The organism is Bradyrhizobium sp. WSM2793 (assembly GCF_000379585.1).
In the GTDB taxonomy this organism is placed as follows: domain Bacteria; phylum Pseudomonadota; class Alphaproteobacteria; order Rhizobiales; family Xanthobacteraceae; genus Bradyrhizobium.
Genome location: NZ_KB902802.1, coordinates 221524 through 234717, shown reverse-complemented (window position 1 = coordinate 234717; position 13194 = coordinate 221524). Strand labels below are relative to the sequence as shown.

Below are 13194 nucleotides of genomic sequence, written 5' to 3'. Positions count from 1 at the left end.
AGGAAGCACCATGAGCCAGGACCTCGACCAACTGACCGCCCTCAACCGTGACTATGTTGCCTCCGTGCAGAACTGCGACGTCAAGCGTTTCGACGAAATCCTGGCGGCGGAGTTTTATTGCTCCAATCCCGACAAGACGCTGGTCGATCGTGCCGCCTTCCTGGAGCAGACAGCGCGGCCGATCACGATCCGGAACTTGAAAGAGCGCGACGTCATCATCCGCATCATGGGTGACTTTGCAATCATCCACGCCGCGACGAGCTACACCACGGCGGATGGCCAGCAGGCGACGGGGCGCTACACCGATTGCTGGGCGAAGCAAAATGGCAAGTGGCTCGCGGTGTCGGCACACGTGTCGCGATGAGGGGCCACGCTGCCGTTCTCCCTCGGGCCGCGGGATTCGACGACTGCCATAAAGCAATCGCTAACCAAACAATCTTTTCCCGAGCAATGGGCAAACCGCTCATCTGAGATTTATCCAGCTGGCAATCGTTCGCCCGTCAAAATTGCAGGCGACGAGAGGTCCCCTTGGGGCATCGATCTCGAGCATGTCGGGAGGACACGCTGCGAATCCGGCGAGAGTGATTGCGTGACAAACGATACAATTGAGGTAGGTGCGCTTCGCGACCCCTATCATCGCGTCAATCCAGACGAGACGCTGCCCGAAAGATGGCGGATTCCGATCGCCATAGCGATCGGGTGCGGGCTCGTGGGCCTTGTGCTCCGTTACCTCGCGCGGGAACACGCGACCGCTGACGCCGCCGAGTACATCACCTGGTATAGCTTTGCGCGAGATCACGGCATTGGCGGGCTGGCCGAGGCTTTCACCAACTACACGCCGTTTTACAGCTACCTGCTGCTGATCGCCACGCAGTTCGATTGGCTAGGCCAGCCGCTTTCTCTCGTGAAGATGATCTCGGCCATATTCGAGTTCGGCTGCGCGATCGTCGTGGCCCAGATGGTCTGGCGCGTGACAAGCGTGCCATTGCGCGCGTCCCTGGCCTTCTGCGCGGTGTGGCTTGCGCCGACAGTGCTCTTCAATGGCGCAATGTGGGGACAGGCCGATTCGATCTGGACCTTCTTCGCGCTGATTTCCGTGGCGATGTTCATGCGGGACCGAAACGGCGTTGTGCCGTTCGCAGTGGCCTGCTCGGTGAAAGCCCAAGGCGTCTTCCTGGGGCCGTTCGTGCTGGGAATGATCCTGCGCCGCAGGATCCACCTGGCATGGCTTGCCGCTATTCCGGCAGCCTATGCGATCCTCGCCATTCCGGTTCTCATCGCCGGCAGGTCCCTGGTCTCCGTATTCGGGATCTATCTCGGCCAAGCCAACACATTTCATCACCTGACCATGAATGCAGCGAATATCTGGGTGTTCGCGGGAGGAACGCCGTACACGGTCGGCGTCGCCGCCGGCCTCGTGCTCGCGGCGGCGAGCGGGCTTGCCCTATCGATCTTCATCGCACAGTCCAGGCGGACGGGGCCGGAGTTCATTCTGCTCGTCGCGTGCGTATCGCTCATCCTCATGCCGTATTTGCTTCCGAAGATGCACGAGCGCTATTTCTACGGGTTCGAGCTTGCGGCGATCGCCCTGGCCTGCCTCAATCTGCGCTATCTGCCGTTCGCGGTGATTGCCCAAGTCGATGGCGTGCTATCCTACCTCGCATTCGAGAGCGAGATCGTCATGGGCCTGTTGCCGGCGGCGCTCTGCAACACCCTTCTCGTGTTCTACCTCGTGCTCGATCTCCGCCACGGCGAACGTGGATTTCGCCTTCCGAGGTTTGCCTGGCTTGGCTTCACCGCGTCGACTGCGGGATTGTTCTCCTATCTGCTGTTCGCGGGTCCCGGCTTGAACGTATCCCTCGCGTATATGCTCGTCGCGGGTCTCGCCACGGCCATGACGCTGCTGCTCGTCAAGGAGACACGTTGCGCCTCGGCCGATGGGCCGGCCGCGTCGCGTTGACTTCAATTTTCGGGCGACGACGACGTCCGTCGTGCTAGCTGTCGAACACGATCACGCTGCGCAGCGTCTTGCCGGCTTTCATGTTGGCAAAACCCTCGTTGATCTCGGACAGCTTCAATTTCGCCGAGATCCAGTCCTCCAGATGCAGCCGTCCGCGCAGGTAGAAGTCAACCAGGCGCGGCATGTCGACGCGAAAATGGTTCGACCCCATCGAGGAGCCCTGGATCCGGCGCTCGCGCAGGAAATCAAAACCGTGCAGTTCGATCTTCTGGCCGAACGGGATCATGCCGACGATAGTGGCGGTGCCGCCGGAAGCGAGCATGCCGAACGCCTGCTCCGCGGTCTCCTTGCGGCCGAGCACCTCGAAGGAATGATGCACGCCGCCATTGGTGAGATCGCGCACCTGCTTCACGACGTCGCCGTCGGCGGGATTGATGATATCGGTCGCACCCAGCTTGGTCGCCAGCTGGAGCTTGGCCGGATTGGTGTCGATGGCGATGATGCGGCCGGCGCCGGCGATCTGCGCGCCGTTGATCGCGGCCATGCCGACGCCGCCGCAACCGATCACCGCCACGGTCTCGCCGGCCGTCACCTTCGCGGTATTCACCACCGCGCCATAACCGGTGATGACGCCGCAGCCGATCAGCGCGGCGAGATCGAGCGGCATTTCTTTACGGATTTTGACGATCGCGTTCTCGTGCACCAGCATCTGTTCGGCAAAGGACGAGAGATTGAGGAACTGGTGCAGCTTCTCAGTCTTGGACCACTGCATCCGGTTTGAGGCCCCCGGCAGCAACTTCACGGTGGTGTCGGTGCAGAGGACGGTGCGGCCCGTGGTGCAGTTGTCGCAGGTGCCGCAGAACACCGACAGGCAAGTGACGACGTGGTCACCCGGCTTGACGTAAGTGACATCGGAGCCGACCTGCTCGACGACGCCAGCGGACTCGTGGCCGAGCACCGCGGGCAGCGGATGCGGATAGAGCCCTTCCATGAAATGCAGGTCGGAGTGACAGAGCCCGGCGACCGTGGTGCGGATCAAGACCTCGCGCGGGCCCGGCTTCGGCAGGCTGACGTCCTCGATGACGAGCGGCTGGTTGACTTCATAGAGGACGGCGGCCTTCATCGAGCTCTCCCTGTCGCGTTTCTTGGTTTGATCGTGGCGTGCAGCCTACGCTGCCAGAACCAGTTCGCCAACCTCGCTCATGCCGGCTGAGCTGTCGCCGAGCAGCAGCGCAGCGATCCTGGCTCGCGTCGCATTTTCCGTCAGCCGGAACGGATCGCTTGGCGCCACCCGATGATCGATCACCAGCCGCGACAACAGCAACCGGCGCGCATCGCCGCGCATCTCGTGGATACGATGTGCCTCCCAGGCGAGCGCGACCGCGCTGGCGACATGATAGAGCAGGCTCGTTGCACGACGCGCATCCGCTTCGTTCTCGGATTTCCCCGCGACCTCTCGCGCAAAACCCACCGCACGATCGACGAGGCCACGTAGATTGTCGCGCCAGGCCTGCGGCACGGATGCACTGTCATCGAGCCGCGCATGCAGATCGGCCACCAGCGCGGATTCCGCGCCATGGCGACCGACTGCGCGCCGGAGCGCATCAATCGCGACGATGTTGCCGGTGCCTTCCCAGACCGAGCCGAGATGCGCATCGCGCAGCAGACGCGGCGTCGCGAATTCCTCGATATAGCCGATGCCGCCGCGCATCTCGAGCGCATCGCCGCAGACCTTGCGCGCATCGCGCGTGGCGCGGAACTTCAGCGTCGGGGTGAGTATCCGCAATAGCGCCGCCGCATCCTGGCTGCCGGCCTCGGCGCGGTCGAGCGCGTCCGCAGTGAGGAAGCTCATCGACAGCGCCTGCTCGACCGGCAGCATGATCTTCAGCATCTGCCGTCGGCCGAGCGGCAGGTCGATGATGCGATTTCCGAACACGACCCGATTTGTCGCAACCGTCATCGCGTCGTGATAGGCGCGGCGCATCAGCGCGGTGGATTTGACGCCATTGGAGAGCCGCGACGAATTCACCATCTCGGCCATCTGCACGAAGCCGCGGTCGAGCTTGCCGACCGCATAGGCGATCGCGCCTTCCAGCTTGATCTCTCCCGAGGCCATCGAGCGTGTGCCGAGCTTGTCCTTCAGACGCACGATCCGGTAGTGGTTCTGCGAGCCGTCGTCGAGGAAGCGCGGCATCAGGAACAGGCCGACGCCGCGCGTGCCGGGGCCGGCGCCTTCGGGCCGTGCCAGCAGCATCACCACCTTGGCGTCCGCATTCGAGCAGAACCATTTCTCGCCAGTGAGGCGCCAATGGTCGCCCTCCTGCACCGCGCGCGTGGTCAGCGTGCCGACGTCGGAGCCGCCCTCCTTCTCGGTCATGAACTGGCCGCCTTGCGTTAGCTTGCTCATGTCGGTCTGGGTCAGGCCGTCCAGATATTTCGCCTTCAGCGCCTCGCTGCCGAAATTCGCCAGCAGCTTTGCGCAGCCGTCGGTGACGTTGATCGGGCAGCCCATGCCGAACTCGGTCTGATTGAACAGGAAGGTGAAGGCGTGTTTGGCCACCACGGGATATTTGTCCGGCCAGCCCATGATGCCCTTGCGGATCGAGAGCGCATGGATGCCGAACTCGCCGAACGCCGCGTTCTCCAATTCGCGATAGGCCGGGTGATATTCGATCCACTGCACGTCGCGGCCGAACTTGTCGCGCTGGTGCAGCACCGGTGTATGACGGTCGGCGAGCCGCGCGCAGTCGTCGAGCCGGCCGCCGGCGAGTTCGCCGAGACGATCGAGATGCGGCTCGATATGGCGGAACAGATTTTCCGGGAGATGGATGCGGAGCAGGTCGGTCAGCGCGGGATCGGCGCGGTAGAAGTTCATCCCCGTGGTGTCGGGCGCCAGCAGTCCGGATGATGCGGCCACGACATTCTTCGGCTGCGCTGGGGCCGGCTTGGGCATGATCGTCCTCTTGGTTTCCGTCGTGCGGACATTTTGCGCTGATTTGGCGCTTGCCGCTTGGGATGATGTCGATCATGCTCCAGCGGCGGATGCGGATAAAGCCGCAAATCGTCAGGGCGGCATGATCGCCGCGAGGGAGCAAACTCGCCCTGCGGAATTGTGAACGTCCCGGCTGGTTGTCCGCGCGGACCATGCATAGATCAACGGCTTCCCGTCTGCGAGAGATCACGCCATGGAACATCCGAAATACAAGATCGCCCTCATCGTCGGTGCCGGCGAAGGCCTGAGCGCTTCGCTGGCGCGCTTGCTGGCTGCGCAAGGCATTCGCGTCGCGCTGGCGGCGCGCAAGATCGAGAAGCTGGGCGCGCTCTGTAGCGAGACCGGCGCGAAGGCCTATGCCTGCAACGCGACCGAGCCCGATGAGGTCGAGCGGTTGTTTGGCCTGGTCGAGCGCGAGATCGGCACGCCCGACCTCGTGGTCTACAATGCCAGCGGCCGCACCCGCGGGCCGTTCGTCGACCTCGTACCTGCCGACGTCGCCAACGCGATCGCGGTCAGCGCCTATGGCGGTTTTCTGGTTGCGCAACAGGCTGCAAAACGCATGCTGCCGAACAAGCACGGCGCGATCCTGTTCACCGGCGCCTCCGCCAGCGTCAAGGGCTATGCGCAGTCGGCCTCGTTCGCGATGGGCAAGTTTGCGCTACGCGGCCTCGCGCAGAGCCTCGCGCGCGAATTGTCGCCGCAAGGCATTCATGTCGCGCATTTCGTGATCGACGGCGGCATCCGTAGCGCGGCGCGGACGGAAGCCGAAGACAAGCCGGATTCGATGCTCGATCCCGACGCGATCGCGCAGAGCTATTGGAACGTGTTGCAGCAGCCGCGCAGCGCCTGGAGCTGGGAGCTCGAGCTGCGGCCCTGGGTGGAGAAGTTCTGAGGCGAGATGCCGTAGGGTGGGCAAAGGCGCGACGCGCCGTGCCCACCATCTCGGACGCGAAAAGCAATGGTGGGCACGCTTCGCTTTGCCCACCCTACGAGAGCGGGGAGGAATAATGAGCAGCGAAACCACCATCGACACCGGCACCAACGAGCTCCTCTGCGTCATCCGCGACCGCGTCGCTGTCATCACGCTGAACCGGCCGGACGCGCGCAATTCGCTGTCGGATACGCTGACACCGGCGCTGCGCACGATGATCCGCAGCTGCGGCGAGAACCCCGGCGTCGGCGCGCTGCTGATCACCGGCGCGGGCGAAGCGTTCTGCGCCGGCGGCAACGTCAAGGGCATGGGCGCCCATCGCGACAAGGCAAAACTCGAGATGCCGCTGGAAGATCGCATCGCCGATCTGCAGGAACGGCAACGGCTGCTCACCGGCGCGCTGGTATCGGTGCGCAAGCCGACCATCGCCGCCCTGCCCGGGCCCGCCGTCGGCGCCGGACTCGCCATCGCCATGGCCTGTGATATCCGCATCGCCGCGCAATCGGCCTTCGTCGCCACCGGCTACGCCCGCATCGCGCTAAGCGGTGACTACGGCATCGCCTGGCTGCTCACCCGCCTCGTCGGCACCGCACGGGCGCGCGAGCTGATGTTCACCGGCGACCGTGTCGATGCCGCGCGCGCCGAGGCCATCGGCCTCGTCAACCGCGTCGTGCCCGATGACAAATTGCAAGCCGAGGCCTTCGCGCTGGCCAAATCGCTCGCCGAAGGCCCGCGCCTCGCGCTGCGCTACATGAAGGATAATCTCGACGAAGCCGTGCTGTTCGACTTCGAAACCGCGCGCGACCACGAAGCCGAACGGCTGATCCGCTTGACCACGACCGCCGATCACAAGGAGGCGGTGCAGGCGTTCATCGAGAAGCGGAAAGCGGTGTTCACGGGAAAGTAGCAGCGTTCGAAGATCTATGACCGTCACCCTGAGGTGGCCGCTTCTTCAGCGGCCCTCGAAGGGCGACGGCCCGACTGTTGCTGCGCGAAGTCCGACACCGGGGATGCAGAGGGGCCGCTCATCCTTCGAGGCTCCCCGCGCGTCGCGTTGCGCCGCGCGTCTCGCACCTCAGGATGACGGATCTGCAAGCAAAAAAACGCCCGGCTCTGGCTATGCCAGGCCGGGCTTGCAGTGTTGTCAAACCGAGGCTGAGGGGCTTTCGGCCTGACGGGAAAGGGCAGCGAGGCGCCAGCTCGCGCAGGGAATATCCTTTGCCGCGACACTGATCTCCTTGTCGAAGCGCACCAGCTTCCAATCATCAGGGTGGTTGACGAAGGCGAAACCGGATTTGCGGGCGAGCGAGACCATGGCCTCGTTGGAGCGTAGCGTGTCGCCAAAGATGTGCTCGGCGCCAAGCGCGGCCGCGCGGCATTCGAGATTCTTCAAAAGCGCTGTGGCGATGCCGTGGCCCTGCCAGCGATCATGAACCGACAGGCCGAATTCGAGCGTCGCGGTTTCGGCCTGCAGCGCATAGCGCGCCTCGGCGACGATGGTCTCGAAGCCGTCGACCATCATGGTCGCGACCACGGTGAAACGTTCGCGCTCGCCGATCTGAAGGAAGTCGTGCAGCAGTCCGTTCGGCAGCTCGCTGATCGCGCCGAAGAAACGGTTGTAGCGGGAGCGGGTCGAGAGCGAGCGGAAATAGTGCTGAAGCTCGTCGGTATCGCGCGGCTCGACGAAGCGGACATTGAGCGCCTCGCCCTGCCGGGTGCGCAGCGTGTCCGAATATTGCTTCAAATCTTCCAGGCGAAGAGCGGTCATGACACATGCTCGGGACAAAAGGGACCGCCGGCGCCCCACAGTCAGGCGGCGCCGGCCTGGCGGCCAATCAGGCCCGCCAGAAGGGTTTGTCGGCCTCGTAGGCGATGTCACTCCAGGACAACCCGACGTCCTGAAGGTCGCGCGCGGTCCATTGGGTGAGTTCGCGCCTGTTACGGTAGCGCTCGTGCCAGACGTGGAGGGTCTCGCCGATCTGCTGGACCAGGCCGGGCGCATGATGATTTGTCATCGAATTGTCAGTCAAAGTAGACATTTTCAGCTCCTGGAGCTAAGTTGAGCGCTAATATCTGCTTCCTGGTGCAGTGCGACAAACGACAATTTGTACCTTTTCGCATGAATTAACGTCATGTATCCTGCTGCCAAATGACTGCCAGATTGCCGTCCCTGAACGGATTGCGGGCGTTTGAGGCCGCCGCGCGCCATCTCAGCTTCACGCTGGCGGCGGCCGAGTTGAACGTGACGCAGACCGCGATCAGCCATCAGATCCGAAGGCTCGAGGAGGAGCTCGGCATCCGCCTGTTCATCCGGCAGAACCGTGCGCTGGCCCTGACCCCGGAGGCGCGCGATTACCTGCCCGGCGTTCGCGCCGCCTTCAACGACCTCCGGCTTGCGACCGACCGGTTGCTGCGCAAGGACGACGACAAGGTGCTGACGGTCTCGACGCTGGCCTCGCTCGCCGCAAAATGGCTGTTGCCGCGGCTGACGGATTTCCAGGAGCAGCATCCCGGCATCGACGTTCGTATCACCACCTCGACCAGCTTCGTCGACTTCCAACGCGACAATGTCGATGCCGCGATCCGCTACGGCCGCGGCCAATGGCCGGGCCTGCGCGCCGACTGGCTGATGGCGGATGAGCTGTTTCCGGTGTGCAGTCCGTCGCTATTGCGTGGCGACAAGCCACTGCGCCGGCCCGAAGACTTGGGAAACCATCCGCTGCTGCACACCTCAAGCGCCAACAGCGACGATTGGCGGCTTTGGCTGACCGCGGCAGGCCTGCCGGCCGACATCGCGCGGCACCCCGGTATCACCTTCGACATGATCTTCATGACCATCCAGGCCGCGATCGACGGCATTGGCGTCGCGATGGGACGGACCTCCTACGTCCAGGACGACATCGCCAAGGGCCGCCTCGTGGTGCCCTTCAAGATCGCGCTGCCGGCCGACGCCGGCTTCTACCTGGTCGCGCCCGAGGGGCGCCGCGAAGCACCGAAGCTGACCGCATTCCGCCAATGGCTGATTGCTGCAACGCAAAATAAGGCCTGAAAAATCAGCAGCTTCCTCCGCAAAACGGATTGACTCGCCCAGCCTCGCGCGGGAAGAGGCGTGGCAGATTGTCGCAGTCTCTGTCGCCTTGCCGTGGGATGATTTCCCGGTCCGGCCAGACCTTTCCAAGGGGAGCAACGCCATGGCTGGACCAGCCGCATCGACCAATCCACCCGCGATCAAATCGCGCATCGGCGCCATCCTGCGCGCCACGTCAGGCAATTTTCTCGAGCAGTTCGACTTCTTCCTGTTCGGCTTCTATGCCGCCGCGATCGGCAAGGCGTTCTTCCCCTCCTCTGATGAGACCGCATCGCTGCTCAACACCTTCGGCGTGTTCTGGCTCGGCGCGTTGATGCGGCCGGTCGGCGCGATCGTGCTCGGCGCTTACATCGACCGCATCGGCCGCCGCCAGGGCCTGATCGTCACGCTCGCCATCATGGCCTTCGGCACCGTCGTCATCGCATTCTGCCCGAGCTATGCGACCATCGGCATCGCCGCGCCCATCATCGTGCTGGTCGGACGTCTGCTGCAGGGCTTCTCCGCCGGCGTCGAGCTCGGCGGCGTGTCGGTCTATCTCTCGGAGATCTCCACCCCGGGCAATCGAGGTTTCTACACCTCCTTCCAGTCGTCGAGCCAGCAGGTCGCGATCTTCGTCGCCTCGATCCTCGGCTACATCCTTTCGGAGGTGATGCCGGCCGACACCGTCGCCGCCTGGGGCTGGCGCATTCCCTTCTTCGTGGGCTGCCTGATCATCCCCCTGATCTTTGTCCTGCGGCGGACGCTGGAGGAGACGCCTGCCTTCCTCGCCATGAAAAAGCATCCGACGGCCAGCGAGGTGTTCGCCTCCGCGCTCGCCAACTGGCGCATCGTCATCCTCGGCATGATGATCGCGATCCTGACCACGACGACATTTTACTTCGTCACCGTCTACACGCCGACCTTCGGCAAGACCGTGCTGAAGCTGTCGACGCAGGACGCATTGCTGGTCACGTTGCTCGTCGCCGTGACCAACTTCTTCTGGAACCCGGTCGGCGGCGCGCTGTCCGACCGGATCGGCCGCAAGCCGGTGCTGATCGCGATCGCCTGCATGTCGCTCGTCACCGCCTACCCGGCGCTGCACTGGCTGGTGACGGCGCCGAGCTTCGGCAAGCTGCTCGCGGTCGAGATGATGTTCTCGTTCTATTTCGGCGTCTACAGCGGCACCATGCTGGGCGCGCTGGTCGAGATCGTGCCGGCGCATGTGCGCACCACCTGCTTCTCGCTCGCCTTCGCGCTCGCCGCCGCCCTGTTCGGCACCTTCACGCCGTTCGCCTCGACCTTGCTGATCGAGCATACCGGCGACAAGGCCTCGCCGGGCTTCTGGCTGATGCTCGCTGCACTGCTCGGCATCATCGCGGCCTCGACCGTGTACCGCGGCGGCGGCAAGGCGGTGCCGACATATGATGCGGTGGCCGAGCCTGTGGCGGGGCGTTGATGGTCGCTTCGATCATCGCCGCCTCTTACCCTCCCCCTCCAGGGGAGGGTAAAGAGATGGGCTACAGCTCCACCACCACGTAATCGCTCTCGACTTTCACCGGGATCGTCTCGGCCACATATGGCCCCTTCACCACGCTCGCGCCCGGCTCGACATGCGCCGGATAGGCCTTCACGCGGAAGCGGCGGGGATCGCAATAGGACTGACCGGTGCGGATGTCGAACTCCCAGCCGTGCCAGGGGCAGCGGATGATCTCGCCGAGCCTGGTGTATTCGATTTCGCCGGGCTCCTTCGACTGCGCAAGACCGATCAGCGGGCCCTCGCACAGCGCCGCGCCCTGATGCGGGCAACGGTTCATCAGGCCGAAATATTCACCCTTGATGTTGAAGACCGCAATCGGCCGCCCGTCGATCTCCAGAAATTTTCGCGTCCCCGGCGGCAGTTCATCGACCGGCGCGATCACATGCCGCGCCATCAACCGATCCCGTACAGCGCGCGCGCATTGCCGAGATAGAACGCCTCGCGATTGGCCTCGCTGACGCCTGGAGGCAAGACGCGGGAGGGCTCGTCATAGTCCCAATGCGGATAGTCAGTGGCGAACAACAGGCGATCCCAGCCGATCCAGTTGATGACGTCGAACAGATCCTCGCGGCTTTCAGGATCCTCCATCGGCTGCGTGGTCCACCACACCTGCTCGCGAATATATTCCGACGGCGGCCGCTTCACATGCGGCACCTCGCTGCGCAGGCGCTGCCAGGTCTTGTCGAGCCGCCAGGCCAGCGACGGCGCCCAGCCGAAGCCAGCCTCGATCATCACCATCTTCAGTTTCGGGAAGCGCTCGAACACGCCTTCCAAAACAAGACTGGCCAGCGCCGATTGCTGGCATTGCGAGTGCCCCACCATCTCCTCGATGTAATAGGACGGCCAGCCGGACGGCGTAATCGGATTGCCGCCGAAGCCGAAGGCGTGGACGCCGACGGGAAGGCCGGCTTCCTCCGCGGCCTGGTAGATCGGCCAGTAACGGCGCTGGCCGAGCGGCTCGACATTGCGGCTGAGCAGCAGCACCTGCACGAAGTTCTTGTCGCCGGCGCGCTCGCGGATTTCGGCGGCGGCCGACAGCCCGTCCTCATTGCCGACGACGATCGAGGCTTTGAGCCGCTTGTCCTTGCTGGTCCATTTGTCGATCTGCCAGTCGTTGATCGCCGAACACAAAGCGGCCGAGAGTTCGTGATTGCGGATGCCCTGCCCGGTATTGAGTGGATTGAGCACGCCCAGCTGCACGTTGTTGGGATCGAGCAGCTGCTTCTGCATGAAGGACAGCGAGGAGCCCTGCGGGCCGCCTTCGGGCGGATAGGCATCGCGGCGCGAGGCGTTGGGCTGGGCCTTCGGATAGGGCGGGCCTTCCATCATGCCCTGATAGGCATGGACGCCGTAGACTTCGAGATGATGCTGCCAACGTTTGGCGAGATAGGGATAAAGCTCGGTGCGGGTGGCGCGTGCTGGATGGATGTCGCAGTCCGCGATCGCGGTTTTGACGGTCAGTGGGGAAGCGGCTTCTTGGCTCTCGCGGAATTGGATATTCATCGCCTTGCCTCCTTTGGCAGCGGGCTCATTTCAGGCGGGGATAGGTCGCATGTGGATTTTCGATCATGATCTTGCGCACGAGATCGGGGGTGAGACCTTCGGGCAGCGCGTCCTGGCCGTCGAACTGCCAGTGCGGATAGTCCGTGGAGAATAGGACCAATTCGTCGGACTGCATATGATCAAACAGGCGAATTAATGTCGCCTCGTCTGGCGGCGCATCAAATGGCTGTAAGGAGAAACGGATGTTGCTGCGCACAATATCCAGCGGCGCGCGGTCGACCCAAGGCGTCTCCATCCGCACCCCGCGCCAGAACTTGTGCAGGCGCCAGAGATAGGGAGAGATCCAGGAGACGCCAGATTCCAGCATCACCATTTTCAGGCACGGATATTTGGCGAACACGCCCTCGACGATCAGACTGGTGAGCTGGGTCTGGAACGCCTGGGCCTGCCCCACATAATCCTCGATGTGGTAGGAACCCCATCCCACGGCGGTCGGCGGATTGTGATAGGCGGAACCCGCGTGAATGCCGACGGGTAGTTCCAGCCGTTCCGCGGCTTGATAGATCGGCCACAGCGCGCGCTTGCCGAGCGGCGTGTCGCCCATCACAAGCATCAGCACCTGGACGAAGCGCTTGTCCTGCGCGCAGCGCTCGATTTCGGCTACGGCCTTCTCGACGCTTTGCGTCGGGATCACGATCGAGCCGCGCAGCCTCTTGTCGCGATCGAGCCACTCGTGCGCCAACCAGTCGTTCAGCGCACGGCAGAAGGCGGCCTGCAAATCTTCCGAAAACACCATCTGCACGCCGTAGAGCGGATTGCAGATGGCATGCTCGAGCTTAAAAGCATCGAGCACATGGCGCTGCATGTCCTCCAGGCTTTCGCCGGGTTTTCCGCTTTCGGGGCGCCAGTCTGGCCGCGCCGTAATCGGTGAACTCTGAGGATAGGATTGCGAGATAAGGTCGACCATGCCGCGCGTCGTCACCTGATCGCGCCAATAGTCGTTCAGGTACGGCAGCAGGCTGGTCAGATGCGGCACGGCCGGATGCACGTCGCAATCCACCCCGCCGGCGATCAGGGACGCCATGACGTCTCCCTTCTCACGTTCCCTCGCATGTCTCTTCTTGTACCCGCCATTCAAGCAGGCCTGCCCGTCGCCCGCAACTCAGCCAAGCGTCCTGTCATATGCTAGGAAGGCTGAGCT

The 13194-nt window shown here is 63.7% G+C and carries 14 protein-coding genes; 7 read left to right on the top strand and 7 right to left on the bottom strand.

All coding sequences use genetic code 11. From position 1 onward, the window contains the following. Positions 1-10: 10 nt before the first annotated feature. Together A3AS_RS0130980 and A3AS_RS0130975 are read left to right on the top strand one after the other, a co-directional pair. A complete protein-coding gene (locus A3AS_RS0130980; RefSeq protein ID WP_018321382.1) occupies positions 11-364 on the top strand; it encodes a nuclear transport factor 2 family protein in 354 nt (117 codons plus the stop codon). Between the two features lie 345 nt (positions 365-709). Next, positions 710-1960, top strand: a complete 1251-nt coding sequence (locus tag A3AS_RS0130975; protein ID WP_245283319.1) for a hypothetical protein — start codon at positions 710-712, stop codon at positions 1958-1960. Between the two features lie 34 nt (positions 1961-1994). Here the strand turns inward: A3AS_RS0130975 and A3AS_RS0130970 are convergent, their stop codons facing one another. Both A3AS_RS0130970 and A3AS_RS0130965 read right to left on the bottom strand, forming a co-directional pair. Continuing rightward, a complete protein-coding gene (locus A3AS_RS0130970; RefSeq protein ID WP_018321380.1) occupies positions 1995-3083 on the bottom strand; it encodes a Zn-dependent alcohol dehydrogenase in 1089 nt (362 codons plus the stop codon). A 45-nt stretch (positions 3084-3128) separates the two neighbouring features. Beyond that, positions 3129-4913: an acyl-CoA dehydrogenase family protein gene (locus tag A3AS_RS0130965; protein ID WP_018321379.1), complete on the bottom strand. Its 1785-nt coding sequence runs from the start codon at positions 4911-4913 to the stop codon at positions 3129-3131. On the opposite strand from A3AS_RS0130965, the gene A3AS_RS47775 reads away from it, so the two are divergent. From A3AS_RS47775 to A3AS_RS0130950, 3 genes are all read left to right on the top strand, one after another. Further along, positions 4906-5076 (top strand): hypothetical protein, encoded by a 171-nt coding sequence (locus A3AS_RS47775; RefSeq protein ID WP_157644434.1) that lies wholly within the window; start codon positions 4906-4908, stop codon positions 5074-5076. The two genes, A3AS_RS0130965 and A3AS_RS47775, sit on opposite strands and share 8 nt — an antisense overlap. 69 nt (positions 5077-5145) lie before the next feature. Next, entirely contained in the window at positions 5146-5847 is a 702-nt protein-coding gene (locus A3AS_RS0130955; protein WP_018321377.1) for an SDR family oxidoreductase, read from the top strand. 115 nt (positions 5848-5962) lie between these two features. Next, positions 5963-6793 carry an enoyl-CoA hydratase gene (locus tag A3AS_RS0130950; protein WP_018321376.1) on the top strand — a complete coding sequence of 277 codons (831 nt, stop codon included), beginning with the start codon at positions 5963-5965 and terminating at the stop codon, positions 6791-6793. A gap of 237 nt (positions 6794-7030) precedes the next feature. Here A3AS_RS0130950 and A3AS_RS0130945 read toward each other — a convergent pair whose 3' ends face one another. Both A3AS_RS0130945 and A3AS_RS0130940 read right to left on the bottom strand, forming a co-directional pair. Continuing rightward, complete coding sequence (locus A3AS_RS0130945; RefSeq protein ID WP_018321375.1) at positions 7031-7654, bottom strand: GNAT family N-acetyltransferase; 624 nt, start codon at positions 7652-7654, stop codon at positions 7031-7033. Positions 7655-7721: 67 nt separating this feature from the next. Beyond that, positions 7722-7925, bottom strand: coding sequence for a DUF1127 domain-containing protein (locus tag A3AS_RS0130940; RefSeq protein WP_018321374.1), 204 nt, complete (start codon positions 7923-7925; stop codon positions 7722-7724). A 110-nt stretch (positions 7926-8035) separates the two neighbouring features. On the opposite strand from A3AS_RS0130940, the gene A3AS_RS0130935 reads away from it, so the two are divergent. Both A3AS_RS0130935 and A3AS_RS0130930 read left to right on the top strand, forming a co-directional pair. After that, positions 8036-8935, top strand: coding sequence for a transcriptional regulator GcvA (locus A3AS_RS0130935; RefSeq protein ID WP_018321373.1), 900 nt, complete (start codon positions 8036-8038; stop codon positions 8933-8935). A gap of 142 nt (positions 8936-9077) precedes the next feature. Beyond that, positions 9078-10409: an MFS transporter gene (locus tag A3AS_RS0130930; protein ID WP_018321372.1), complete on the top strand. Its 1332-nt coding sequence runs from the start codon at positions 9078-9080 to the stop codon at positions 10407-10409. Positions 10410-10470: 61 nt separating this feature from the next. Here the strand turns inward: A3AS_RS0130930 and A3AS_RS0130925 are convergent, their stop codons facing one another. From A3AS_RS0130925 to A3AS_RS0130915, 3 genes are read right to left on the bottom strand one after another with little or no spacing between them, the layout of a single operon-like run. Further along, complete coding sequence (locus tag A3AS_RS0130925) at positions 10471-10884, bottom strand: Rieske (2Fe-2S) protein (RefSeq protein ID WP_018321371.1); 414 nt, start codon at positions 10882-10884, stop codon at positions 10471-10473. Further along, positions 10884-11993: an amidohydrolase family protein gene (locus tag A3AS_RS0130920; RefSeq protein WP_018321370.1), complete on the bottom strand. Its 1110-nt coding sequence runs from the start codon at positions 11991-11993 to the stop codon at positions 10884-10886. The genes A3AS_RS0130925 and A3AS_RS0130920 overlap by 1 nt, the downstream gene beginning before the upstream one ends. A 25-nt stretch (positions 11994-12018) precedes the next feature. Beyond that, positions 12019-13077: an amidohydrolase family protein gene (locus A3AS_RS0130915; RefSeq protein WP_018321369.1), complete on the bottom strand. Its 1059-nt coding sequence runs from the start codon at positions 13075-13077 to the stop codon at positions 12019-12021. Between the last annotated feature and the right edge of the window lie 117 nt (positions 13078-13194).